The sequence below is a fragment of the Glaciecola sp. 1036 genome (genome assembly GCF_050306235.1).
GTDB lineage: Bacteria > Pseudomonadota > Gammaproteobacteria > Enterobacterales > Alteromonadaceae > Glaciecola.
The window spans coordinates 1-13,163 of sequence record NZ_JBLWFH010000026.1; the positions used below are offsets into that span (position 1 = coordinate 1).

The 13,163-nt window shown below is 35.0% G+C and carries 12 protein-coding genes; all 12 read right to left on the reverse strand.

Features of this window, described 5'->3' with window-relative positions:
• Window positions 1–123: 123 nt before the first annotated feature.
• On the reverse strand, window positions 124–1,494 hold the full coding sequence (locus ACNKW3_RS19645) for a glycosyltransferase (RefSeq protein WP_427401038.1): 1,371 nt from the start codon (window positions 1,492–1,494) through the stop codon (window positions 124–126).
• Between the two features lie 32 nt (window positions 1,495–1,526).
• Window positions 1,527–2,462: a hypothetical protein gene (locus ACNKW3_RS19650; RefSeq protein ID WP_427401039.1), complete on the reverse strand. Its 936-nt coding sequence runs from the start codon at window positions 2,460–2,462 to the stop codon at window positions 1,527–1,529.
• A gap of 159 nt (window positions 2,463–2,621) precedes the next feature.
• Entirely contained in the window at window positions 2,622–3,044 is a 423-nt protein-coding gene (locus ACNKW3_RS19655; RefSeq protein ID WP_427401040.1) for a hypothetical protein, read from the reverse strand.
• 109 nt (window positions 3,045–3,153) lie between these two features.
• The gene (locus ACNKW3_RS19660; protein WP_427401041.1) at window positions 3,154–4,095 is read right to left on the reverse strand and encodes a sulfotransferase family protein; all 942 of its coding nucleotides are present in this window, start codon (window positions 4,093–4,095) and stop codon (window positions 3,154–3,156) included.
• 305 nt (window positions 4,096–4,400) lie between these two features.
• Complete coding sequence (locus ACNKW3_RS19665) at window positions 4,401–5,504, reverse strand: glycosyltransferase (protein WP_427401042.1); 1,104 nt, start codon at window positions 5,502–5,504, stop codon at window positions 4,401–4,403.
• Complete coding sequence (locus tag ACNKW3_RS19670) at window positions 5,501–6,544, reverse strand: hypothetical protein (protein WP_427401043.1); 1,044 nt, start codon at window positions 6,542–6,544, stop codon at window positions 5,501–5,503. The genes ACNKW3_RS19665 and ACNKW3_RS19670 overlap by 4 nt, the downstream gene beginning before the upstream one ends.
• Before the next feature lie 118 nt (window positions 6,545–6,662).
• On the reverse strand, window positions 6,663–8,537 hold the full coding sequence (locus tag ACNKW3_RS19675) for a glycosyltransferase family 4 protein (RefSeq protein ID WP_427401044.1): 1,875 nt from the start codon (window positions 8,535–8,537) through the stop codon (window positions 6,663–6,665).
• A complete protein-coding gene (locus ACNKW3_RS19680; protein ID WP_427401045.1) occupies window positions 8,537–9,007 on the reverse strand; it encodes a hypothetical protein in 471 nt (156 codons plus the stop codon). The genes ACNKW3_RS19675 and ACNKW3_RS19680 overlap by 1 nt, the downstream gene beginning before the upstream one ends.
• A 47-nt stretch (window positions 9,008–9,054) precedes the next feature.
• Window positions 9,055–10,014 carry a GDP-L-fucose synthase gene (gene fcl, locus ACNKW3_RS19685; protein ID WP_427401046.1) on the reverse strand — a complete coding sequence of 320 codons (960 nt, stop codon included), beginning with the start codon at window positions 10,012–10,014 and terminating at the stop codon, window positions 9,055–9,057.
• Window positions 10,015–10,079: 65 nt separating this feature from the next.
• The gene (gene gmd / locus ACNKW3_RS19690; protein ID WP_427401047.1) at window positions 10,080–11,195 is read right to left on the reverse strand and encodes a GDP-mannose 4,6-dehydratase; all 1,116 of its coding nucleotides are present in this window, start codon (window positions 11,193–11,195) and stop codon (window positions 10,080–10,082) included.
• 288 nt (window positions 11,196–11,483) lie between these two features.
• Window positions 11,484–12,407, reverse strand: a complete 924-nt coding sequence (locus tag ACNKW3_RS19695) for a hypothetical protein (RefSeq protein ID WP_427401048.1) — start codon at window positions 12,405–12,407, stop codon at window positions 11,484–11,486.
• A 1-nt stretch (window position 12,408) separates the two neighbouring features.
• Window positions 12,409–13,163: hypothetical protein (locus ACNKW3_RS19700; protein ID WP_427401049.1), on the reverse strand; the 755-nt coding region annotated here is incomplete at its 5' end.

Below are 13,163 nucleotides of genomic sequence, written 5' to 3' on the forward strand. Positions count from 1 at the left end.
GATTCGACACCTTTATCAAAACGGGTAACTCTCTCTTTTGCAAGAAGAAGTGTCAGATTAAGTTGAGACTATTTCAAATTACATAATTAATAAGTTTTTACAAATTGCCAAAAGAGACTGTAACTAGTTTGAGAGCCAATCGTATAAAACATTGCGTTTAGCATCTAAACCAAAATTTTCTAAAAGATTTAAACGTGCAGATTCTATTAATTTCGTCAGACGTTCATCACTTTTACGTTCATACACTTGTTGAAGCTTATTTACTGCGTCTTCAATACTAATGTCAGCCCACACGGCGCCTTGACTGAACGGGTATTCATCTACCATGACATCTGTTAATTCAAAGCTTACCAAGAAAGGATAATTTTCTGGAAACAAATCATTGCTACCTGACCAACCTGTGGCGATTACTGGTATATTTCTCAATAAAGCTTCCGCTATAGTTCTGCCAAATCCTTCTGATTTATGAAATGACAAATAACAATCAGCGGTTACCCATAACTCGTTTATTTCTTGGCTTGTCATTAATTTATTTATTATTTTTATTCGACAGTCTGACTTGCTTAGCTTTTCAATTTCTTCCCACGAAGAAGATGGTTTTTCGTTTGCTACTTTTAAAATTAATTCAACATCGGTGTTTTTTGGAAAGGCATGTTGAAAAGCTTGAATTACCGCTATTGGATTTTTGCGAGCCATATAAGAAGCTACATCAAAAATAAATAAAAACCTAAACTTGCGTTTATTCTTAGGCTGGTTTGATGCTGGCCTTTGTGCAACAGGTAGCATTATTGGTGGAGAGTATTTGACATCATTATGAACGGTTTGAAGCGCTGCTGTGGTAAATTTAGAAATTCCCCAGATATGTTCGAAGTGGCTAAAAGCATTTGCCCATTCTGTAGGGCAAATGTTCAATTCCCATGGTGGAATTAATACTGACCGGCCAAAAGTTGCTGAAAAATTAGGGTATATTCTAATTAATTTCCCAATTTCTATCCCATTCAAAAAGAAAATTGATTTGTCATAAATTGGCGAATTAGTAGAGGGGTGATTAAATTGATTAGGATCATCAGTTGGGTGCCCAATATGCACAACACAATAGGGTATTTTTTTGCTATCTAGAAGCTGCATATAACCGCGAATATCTTCTCCAAGGCCTAGCCTACCCCGAGAATAGCCTACCAAGTTAACACCACCTCCATCTCTTGTGGTAGTGATTGGCGAATTCTGATTTAGACTGGCCTCAAGACTATCAATATTAAATATACTTCTCCCATAAGACAGGTACCAATTTACGATAGTTACCCGATTTTTAAACAGGGTTAAATCAACAGGTGGATTAAGTTTATTGAATAATAAAACAACAAGATTGGTAATAGGGATTTTTTGATCTTGTTGAATATCTGTCCGAGTTTTAAACAGAGTATTCCAAGTTTCAGGTGACAACAAGGAGATTCGTTTTTGCGTCCAAGGAAGGTAGTGATTAAAAATATCCATGATTTAAAAGTAACTATCTACCCTCTTATGTTTTACTTTAGCCATTTAAATAAAAATTTTCTAACAATAGTGCTGCACTTTATTACTGGAGAAATGTGTTGTTTGATTATTTTTAGTCTTTCGGGTTCTTTTATATTGGCATATAAATTCCATTCATTGCTAATTTGAGTATATAAAAGGGACGGAATTTTGGAATCAAATTTTAAAAATTGTTGTAATAATAGTTCAAACTCTTGGTTTGAAATATTTTGTCTAACTATATTTCTTTGAGAAATTTGTCTACAGCACCTTAAAAAGTGTTGACTATTATGCACGTTATACTCTGAACAAAACCGCTCCATTAAATTAATATAATCACTTTTGTATTGAACAAAAATATTAGGTCGAATTAATGAAAAACTTGGTTTGTTAATGGAGTATGCTTGAAGAAAATTGTCTAATGCCGCTTGCAGATTCCCTAGAGGAAATTGGTTAAACCAACGTTTAAATTCAAGGGCATCTAAAGAGTAAGATGTATTTACTTTTTTGGAATCAATATCTTTAGGGAATGATTCCAAAGGTAAATTTAGAACGTCTTTAAAATCATTGATTAATGAATTACCTACGAAGCATTCGTTTTCAAATGGTCTTAAAATAAAATTCTCTTTCCCTACGGTTTTGATAATAGACTCTAAGAGGTTCAGTTGTATTGATTTAGGTTTGATTGGTACACCTAATTTACGCGTTTCACCATGCCTCTTTACCCCCTGATTATAGGAAGACTCGATAACTTCCAATGGAAATCTTAAATAAGCTATAAATATTGCACCAGGAAAATGAGTTTTTAATATTTCAGTTTGTTTAAAGAAAAACTCTGAAGATAAAAGTAAAGTACTCAGCTTTTTTTCTTTAACAAATTGAAATAGACAGTCTTTCTTTTTTGGCGAAAAAGAAAGGTTTCCATCTTCATCTCTATCAAATAATGACAATAGGTTACCAGAACTAACACCATTAGAGTCGATGTGATGAGGTGGATAGTAAATACCATAATCTATTAACGAATCCGCATACTTTAGGAGCCATTGTTGGATAGCTGAAGTACCAGACTTTGGAGGGCCTATGTGAATTATTATTTTCAAGGTGCAGGCTCAATTAGTAATATTTATAAGCAAAATGCTTTTTATTTCATTTCTTCTCAAATCACGTTTGAATTTGTGACCTATGCCTATTAAACGACTCTTGGAAAAAACTGTTAATGCATCGATGTTGTTCCAAAGTCGAGGTCTTGGTTGTGTAAGCTTTGCAAAATTTACCATGAGCTTATTAATTCCGAAAAAACCAAATTCAGCTCTAAAGTATTCGCACAAGTTAACAAATGTACCTCTTTTTAGAAAAGACGTAGATGGAGCTTTATATACAGAGGCCACTGCATAACCATTAAATTTCATACTGTATATAAGTGTACCTTTTTTAAAACTATCATGGATTTTTTTGTACCAGAGAGGTACGTTTTCCATCGTAGTTTTTCTGATGACGAGTAATTTTTCCAACTGATTTCTTTTTACGATCATAATTTTCAATCCAAAAATACCCTAGAGTTTCCCGCTTCATTATATTTTCGCCGTATTAAAATATTGTATTCTAATAAATAGATTTTAAAGACTACTAGGTCAGGAAAATTCAACGCCAAAAATCTGAAAATAAATGTGCTTTTTCAGCAATTAAATCCCTTTCATACTCTGGAATAAAGTCATTTACATTAATAATATTTTTCTGTGGAGCTTGGTTTAGAAGAGGATCCCAAGCTTGTTCATTCCGATGCCTAGTATTAACCGAGTTAACTGCTGAATAATTTGATCCAATAAATGTAAAAACATCTTGAAGTGTATTGGTTGGAGAAAGAGTTAAATCTCCGTAAGGTACAAGCTTCATTTTATCGCTATCGTTTTTCTTTAATATATTGATTATACGATCAATATTTAAAAAATATTTTAAATATTTTTCAGTTGAATGAGAAAGCCAATCAATAGATGGATCGTCTGCTCTTTTTCCTAATTCAATTTCCTTCAAATAGCGTTTTTTATGAGAAGCTATAATCTCTGATGGGTCTCGGGTGCAAATTAACAATTTTGCTTTTGGAAAGGCGTCTAAAATCTCTTTGACACATCTTATATGTGCAGGTGTTTTTTCTACTAAGCGTTTTTCACCAAGGTTTTTCCATGAGTGGTAGAAAAATGCCCTAATAACATGCTTGTATCTACGTTCATACCAAATTTCTTGCTTATTTGCTTGATTTAGGTACTCAAGTGACATCCCTTGCTCGTTGAGCATCTTATTTCTTTCTATTAGCGGAGAAATACTTTCTTGAAACTGCTCTAACTGATTCTTCCCTAAATAGACTCGTATTTCATAGTTTTCTGGGGACGACTCTTGAAGTAATAACCAAGGCTTAACAAAACAAAAAGTTTCTACCGTTGCGTGAGAAAAATCGCAGAAATCAGGATGATTAGATACTTGCTGAAAAAGCAGACTTGTTCCACTTCTTTCCGGTCCCATAATGAATACTGGTTCCTGCTTATATGCCCATTCTCCCAGCATTTTTTTATATAACTGAAAATCCATCAATTTAGCCAAGTAGTCTTATTAATATTATTTTTTTAAGTCCTAAAATGCACTTACTACGATCGGTAAACCCTTTGCTATTATACCTTTTACACATTCTCAATTCGAGTTAGATTATGGGCGAATTCTTTACAAAGCATCGTTAAAGTTACAAAAGAAACGCAATGCTCCAGAGAATAAAAAGCAAGTACTGATTAATTTCTGGCGCGATTTTACAAACCTTATTGGTCAATGTAAACAAAGAGTAATCTAGATGTCATTTAATGAAATTGTATATGAACGTAAGCGATTTGTTTTTACACACTTCAGTTAAAAATTATTTTAAATTCTCCTATAAACCTTTCATTGTATAATTTGAATGATTGATTCGAGTTTATTCTTAAAGTTTCAATCCTTTCTTTAGAAAGATTTTTAATTTCTTGGACCATTGTCTCAATATTTTCAAAATTATGATAGTCGTCTAATCCCTCAATCCCAACCATAGCATCTTTAGTTGCAAGAAGTGGTTTTCCAAATGAAAGTGCTTCCAACGACTTTATTTTTAATCCCGTTCCGCCGATCATTGGATTTATAGCAATGTCTATTTCTCGGTAGAATTCATCTAAATGTTCTACCTTTCCAACTAAATCAAAAATTTGGTTGTGCTCTGCAAAGTCTTTACAAACTGTCCCCCCCAAAACAAATTTGAAAGGCCCCATTAATTCTGGCTGTTGCATTATAAATGATTGAAAAATACGAAGTGATTCGATATTAAATGGGTTACCTGAACCAATATACCCTATAGTAATTGATTCTTTGTTTTGTTCGAATAGGGGATGATAGGGTACTACGTACCCCATCACTTTTACCGGTTTTTTTGTGATTTGTTCAAAATATTTTTTTTCTTCATCTTGAATCGCAAGTATTAAATCAGCTCTATCAAGAGCTTGAGCTTCTAGCGCTTTTGTAGTGTAAAACCAAACGGGCTCAAGACCTGCTGCTTTTGCAACTAAGTGTCTATCTCCAAACACATCGTGAGTATCTATTACTTTTAGAACATGTTCAGGAAGTACCTCAAGTACTTTTGAGAACCATACATAATTAACAATACATATTTCGAATTTCCATGTTTGGCATAGCTGGTCGACATACTCAGATACACGCTCATCATACCAATCATCGATATCGAAATAGTCGCCATAGGATGGTTGAGATGCTGCTCCTTCGGGTTTTATAAAATGAAAGTAATCCCACTGCGATTGCATAGCAATTTTTTGTGCGTTAGTTAAACCTTCCATACCAAAATAGAGAAAGTGAAGCTTATAACCGCATAGTTGAAACATCCTATTGAGACGGTAGATTCTAGCACTGTTGCCTTGAAATTGTGGGTGCGATGGGATTGGGGATACCACTAATACATGTTTAGTCATATCGTATCTTCATCCCAGTGTAAAACTAATTCAGAGAAGGATGCGCTTAACGATGTCCCTTCAACATTCGCTGCTTGGTCGGCTACTATAAGTAATTCAATCGACTCGTAATTTTCATCTTGGTAGAATGGAAGCTGTATTTCGCTACCTGAATCGACTGGATGTTGAGAATGCAACTTTCCATTTATGAAAACAGTTAAATTGAGACTTTTAATCTTTTCTGCCAAGGAAAAGATTTTCGCCGATATTTTGTAATGCCCTTTTGGACCAATCGGGATAAAAACTCTAGCCTCTTTTCCTGCTATCCAGCGCCAATAATTATTTTGCTCATGCTCGAGCTCTCGGAGTCCGATGCACACTAGGTCATTTAAGCCAAAATTTAATTTTCCCTCGGATAACAAATTTGCAGTCTTTTGACCCAATAAATCACTTTTACTTGTTAGTGAAGAATAATATTGTTGAACAATTTTATTGATTGTTTGCTTAATATTAATTTGATCATTGCCAGCGGATAAATATGATTTGGATTGTTCTAATAATTTCTTGTTAGGGAATAACCAACAAAATATTTCATCCACATTTGAACGCACACTTTCAAGAAGATTATTGACTATTAGGTAGTCATTTTCATGACACCATTTTTCTATATCAGAGAGTTCTGCTTGATGAATTTTTCCACTTATTAATGGTCTGTGAGTTTGAACAATGCTACTTGAAGCGCCTAGCAAATTTTGACGTATAGTTTTAAGCGCCAGCCAACTGAGATACTTTCTGCCGCTCATCAGTGAATCCGGTGTCAAAGCACTAACGCAAAATGGTTTTTTTCCAAGGTTTTCAAACCCCGCTTCTACGCGAGGTGTTAGTTCAATGTTATACTCTGTATCCGATAGTAGTACTGGTAATATAGGATGAGAAGTCATCAATTCAGTGAATGAAAACCCTAATCTAGAAACAAGTCTATACTCAGGAACTAAAGTGATTTCGGCCCCACTTATTTTGACTAGTTCTTCATAGAAATATGGTGGTTGACCTTCAAACACAACATGATGTAGCAACCCTAATGATCTTACTATCGCTGAAAGGACTAAGATATCTGCGTTTGTAGAATGTTTCGCATTTAGATAATGTAATGGAGGTAAGGGCAGTTGAAACTTCGAATTATTCACTTTGATCACTCAATCCGCTGTAAAGCCATAGCAATTCACTCATACCATTTTCATAAGATGGCGGGTTAAGGTTTACCATCCATGAGCGCTTTATTAGTTTAAACACCCATTCTTCTTCTAGTTTGTCATTTGGCATTGACATATCAATATCTAACGGGCCTGGAATTACCTTTTCAATTGTAAAACCCGCAGCTGACATATATTCTTCAATATGTTTTCTAGTGAGTGAAATGTCGCTATTTTTCGTATCATCCAAAACAAGTGAAATCACTACAACTCCAGATAGGGCAATCAATTTATTAAGTCCAGCAAGCCATTTGACAGGATCTTCAGCTAGCAAAGACAAAGAGACTTCAACGACAGCAGAAGAATACAAATTATTTATCTTTTTAGAATAGTCAATATCGTTGAATTCAATTTTTGTTAGTTGGTCGGTCGCGTAATTGTAGAGATTTGAAAGCACAAAAGATGTACGCTCAAAATGCTCTGATACTAAAGCTACAGAATCATTGTTAATGGGGAAAAGATTGACCTTCCACCAATATCTATCGTGGATATTATGCACATTTTCTGTTTCTTCTTGCCAACGCAAAATATCTTCTTGCTTCAAGTATTTTATAAAACGATATTCTTGGATTTCACCTTTTGGAGAGGTATGTTCTCGTAATAAAAGTGTTTCTTCCATGTATGCGGTTGTTGTCAAATTAATATTTTGATTCGCCGCTGTCCATTTTTTTGCATTTAAGCCTATCATGGTTCTTTTTTGAGGGTTATCCATCAATTGCTTAATACTCTCTTGGAGAGCCTCAGCAAAGTCTGAGTTCCATACTAATTTAACTGCACAGTCGTTGGGTAATTCTGAGAAAGGACCTATATCAACGACAATACAGCAAAGCCCCATTCCCATAGCTCGTGTTAATGTGCCTGACGTTTCTCCCCCGGAAGGGTAGCGTAAATTTATTATTAAATCAGAAGCTACCAAGTGTTTAAAGAACTGATCTTCTTCTAAAAATCCTGTAATTAGAACATTTTCTTGCAATCCGGAATCAGCAATATCTTGGTAAACATCATATTCGTGAGGTTTGCATTGACCTGCCAATATGTACACAAAATCATACCCCTTTTGCTTCAATTCCATAAGTGCAGTCAAAACAGCTTTAATTTGCTTAGCTTTTGCAATAAATCCTAAAGATGTTATAACAAACTTATCACCGGGAATTCCTTGTTCACCTCTATACCGCATCTTTAATTTTGTTTGATATTGTCTAACCGCTGGGGAAAGATGGTGGGGAACGACTTTTACATTGGTGTGGCCTAATGCTCTGATTTTATTTGCAGAATACTCTGAGTGAACAATGATTCTTTCTGCAGCATTTACAATGCTAGCATTCATCATGAGTTCGTGGGGCATGAACTGACCTTTCCAACCAAATTTTTTAAGTTGGCTACCTAGTCTAGCACCAGCTTCACCATAGTTATTAAAAAGTGCCAAGGTATAACCGTCTTTATCTCCTTTTGATAAGTTAGTGAGATCAATTAAATAATGAAGATTTAGATCATGAATAACAACCAAGCCTGGTCTGGAAAGCAGCACAGGTAGCATATAGGTCGTATCAGGATTATTACCAACATGGTAAATATGAGGAATCTTCGAAAATTTTTCCTTTCCCCATAAATATTGTTCTAGTCTAACAATGCTAACCGAGAGCGGAATACCAACCGGCGTTGGGTGTGAATTTTCAACCACAACGTTAACCTTTATTTCTCTACAAAAATAAGGTAATTGTTCGGCTAAGTAATCAGCGATCCCATTGGGTTTTGGAGGTAGAGGGCAAAAAATTACAACCTCAGTTTGTTTATTGTCCATTATTTATCGGTATTTAATTGTTGCTTTAGATAATCGAATTCTCTTTGCATTCGTTCATTTTGAATAGCAAGTAATGCATCCATTCTTCGTTCCATTTCGATAGAAAAATCTCCAAGCAAATCTGTAAAGCTACTCTTAATAGAAATTGGAGAGTTAGTCACACGTTTTCCATTAATGTACAGGTGGGCTTCTCTACCATCTGCAGAAAAGGGCAGCATTTCCAAATCTAATGTAAAACCATGACACCCATTTCCAATTCCCGCCGAAACTAAATCTTCACGTAAAGTTGCAGCTTTAGTTTTGGCTAATGTCTTTTCACCATCCTTCAATTCAACAAGACAAGGATCCGATGGTCTGGTTGCATTTAAGGCCCAGCCAACGACCCTATCATTTGAGACAGCATCAATGTGGTAATTTAATGTACTTTTACCCAACAGGCGTTTAATAAAATTCTTTAATTTTCGTTTCATAGTAGATTTCCAAAAATTCAATTGAACGACTTTTTGATTAAGATGATTTATCCACGAAAATCATCTTGATTGGACAAAAACCAGTCAAAAGCATTTCTTAATCCTTTCTCAAGATTATAGGTATGTTTCCACCCAAGCGAATGTAACCTAGAAACGTCCATTAGCTTTCGAGGTGTACCATCTGGTTTAGATGTATCCCAAATAATTTCACCTGTAAAACCTGTCACCTTAGCTACTGTTTGCACTAACTCTTTAATGGTGCAGTCTTCGCCAGTACCTACATTTATATGGCTTAACATTGGAGAGGTAATCGTGTCATACATATTTTTTTCTAGGTCCATTACATGAATACTTGCCGAGGCCATATCGTCTACATGTAAGAATTCTCGCATAGGTTTACCACTACCCCATGCAACTACCTCTTTATCTCCTCTTAATGTTGCCTCGTGGAAACGTCTGATTAATGCAGGTATTACATGAGAATTTTCGGGATGAAAGTTATCGTTAGGGCCATATAAATTGGTGGGCATCACCGAGCGGTAATCACGGCCATATTGACGGTTATAACTTTCACAAAGCTTTATGCCAGCGATCTTAGCGATAGCGTAGGGCTCATTCGTCTCTTCAAGTGTCCCGGTAAGTAATGCATTTTCCGTAATGGGTTGGGTAGCAAATTTCGGATAGATACAACTTGAACCTAAAAAAAGTAGCTTTTGAACATTGTTGGCATGTGATGAGTGAATAATATTGGACTCAATCATAAGATTTTCATATATAAAGTCTGCAGGGTAGGTATTATTTGCAAAGATACCCCCAACTTTGGCCGCGGCTAAATAAACTTCGTCTACTTCATTGTCATGAAAAAAAGTAGATACATCAGCTTGATTTGTTAAGTCCAATTCAGAGCGAGTCTTTTTAATGACCTCTACATCACTTTTCGCCTCGAGTTGTTTAACAATGGCTGCTCCAACCATTCCTCGATGTCCTGCAACGAATATTCTTCTCAATGCTATTTCCTTTTGGCCTTAATGCTAGCTTAAATAAAGGCGTCAGTTATTATTTTTAGTGATAGCTATTCTTTAGCAACAGAAACTGTATATCCGTGTTTTTTCAATAAAGCATGCTGCTTAGCTTTTTCCAAATCGTGTTGAACCATTTCAGCACACATTTCTTCGACTGTAATCTCTGGAACCCAGCCTAGTTTTTGTTTTGCTTTTGTTGGATCACCTAATAATGTTTCTACTTCAGCTGGACGGAAATATCTTGGGTCAACTTTAACAATTACATCGCCTTTAGATACCCCAGGCGCGTTTTCACCTGTTACATTTACAACGGTTGCTATTTCGTCAACACCTTCGCCACTGAATTCGACTGTGATTCCTGCTTCACTACAGCTCATTCTAACAAACTCACGCACTGAAATCTGTTTTCCTGTGGCTATGACAAAATCTTCGGCGTTTTCTTGTTGTAACATCATCCACTGCATTCTTACATAGTCTTTCGCATGACCCCAGTCACGCAAGGCATCCATATTCCCTAAATATAAACAAGGCTCTAACCCTTGAGCAATATTAGCTATGCCTCTAGTAATTTTTCGAGTGACAAAAGTTTCGCCTCTGCGTGGAGATTCATGATTAAACAAAACGCCATTGCAAGCATACATGCCGTATGATTCACGGTAGTTTACCGTTATCCAATAGGCATACATTTTTGCTACTGCATATGGTGATCTAGGATAAAATGGTGTCGTTTCTTTTTGAGGAATCTCTTGAACCAAACCATAAAGTTCAGATGTTGATGCTTGATAAAATTTTGTTTTCTTTTCCAGTCCTAAAAACCTAATAGCTTCTAGTAGTCGCAAGGTACCGATTCCATCAACATCCGCGGTATATTCTGGGGATTCGAAGGAAACCGCTACATGTGATTGAGCGCCCAAATTATAGACTTCGTCTGGCTGTACTTCTTGTAATATACGGGTGAGGTTAGAAGTATCTGTTAGGTCTCCATAATGTAGATGAAATTTGGGACTTTCGTTATGAGGATCTTCATAGATATGATCAACTCTTTCGGTATTAAATAAAGACGCACGGCGCTTTATCCCATGTACTTCATAGCCTTTTTCCAATAAGAACTCGGCTAGGTATGAACCGTCTTGTCCGGTTACACCAGTAATTAAAGCTTTTTTCACGATATAATTCTCTATATTATTATATTTTTAAATTTGAATTCAGAGGGAGTTAAAATTCGAAAAATCTAAATTTTGATTATTTATCTCTATTTCAAATTGTCCATTCAATCCTTGATTAACATTCTAGATATTTAAACATTAAATTAAAAAAATTTATGGAATTATAATGTTACAATTCACTTTTAGAAACATGTGGTAAATTTATCCGAATCAAAGAAAATTAAGCTTTAAAATCTTTCTAAGATTGACAGTCAATAAATCATATTATTCAGATGTCAAAAACTCTAGTTAGTTATAATTGAATTTTTTAGCAATTTTTTTATATGATTTTGAACGCCGAATTTCCTTTTTTAATTCTGGAGACATTTCTCTCCTTGGTCGTTGTTCTATTTTTTCACTAGCTCTTCCACTATCCCCAGTAACTTTGAAGGCACTGAAAGTATCGATAAATGAATCATTATAGGGAAGGTCTAATTTTCGAGCTATTCTCTTAATGTAATATTTAGGTCTTCTGACTATATCTTCGTATTTAATAATATCATGCCGATTAAATTCTGCTACAAAACTATTAAAGCGTTTACAGTATTCTTCGAATCCTTTGGGAGAGTGGTGTTCCCAACCATTTTTTATAAGTGACGCATAGCTATCTATTGGATTTCTTATGGTAGCGATTCGAAGAATGTTAAAATCCTGTTCCAAGTTTGTCACAATGGAAGATCTTTTTACATATTTATTACCTACACAATAATCAGAGTGAGTGTGGTCTCTAATGACTAAATGACCCCCTCTTGATTCTACATGTGTATTCGCAATTGCGATGTTGGCATTAAAAATCTTCCAAGCCAGATCTTCTAAATCTGGTATATTTGCGTGACGGGACATTGTAATTACATCTGTTGGCATAAAAGCAGGTTTTTCGCTATAGATATGAAGAGTTGAAGTAGGATGAAGTTCACTTAATAAAAAAGTGTTTGGTAAGGCTGAAACACACTTGGATACTAAGGTGCCGCCGCTACAAGCGAAGTGATGGATAATTCTGATTGTGGGCTTTTGATCCTGCTTTTGGAGTTCTTTTTTGCAAACTGAAATTAAATCGACCTCTGTTTGAGATTCAGATGAATTATTGTGGGGGAGCGTTTTGTCCGATTTTATTTCAGTAAGCGTTTTTGCTACCTCAATCATTACCCCCTGTAAATTGTTTAGATTGAGCATCTTAAAGTTTCTCCAATCCTAGTTCTGGATGTTCCTGATTAAGTTGAAGGTATAGCTCTGATGCTTTCTCTAATTTATTGTGTAATCGACCTATAAGATTAGTAAGTTCTTCAATCCTGTCTGTTTTTTCTATTATTTGGGTTCTTAGGTTTTCGGTGTCTACTTGCATTTTAATTGACAGTTTTGCGTTTAATTCATTAAGCTTTTCCGAATTTTCAAGCAACGATTTTGTTTGCTGGTTTTGCTTTTCTAGTTCCAAATTTTGAAGATTAATCTGTTCGTACTTTTGATTCATTTCAGTTATTTTATCTGTTAGTTTATTAATTTCATACTCAAGCTCATTAACTCTTTGTTCCTTTAACTTTAAATCTCTTAACGTTTTTGTTTGTTCAACTTTCACTTGATTTGATGATTTATCAATTTCATTAAGTCGTGAATTTAACGAAACACATTGGTTAGTCAAATCGGTATTTGCTGCTATTTTTGAATTAACCTCGTTTACAAGTTCAGAAATTCTATTTTCGCAGGTTACGAGAGTGCCTGACATTTCTGTAAGTTTATTATTGAGTTGAATATTTTTTATCTCAACGGATTCGAGCTTTTCTGTTAACTCATTACAATTTGAAGTCTTTAAAGATACTTCTTCTTCTAGTTCAGAAATTCTATTTTCGCGGATTAAGAGAGTGCCTGACATTTCTGTAAGTTTATTATTGAGTTGATTATTTTTTATCTCAACGGATTCGAGCTTTTCTGTAA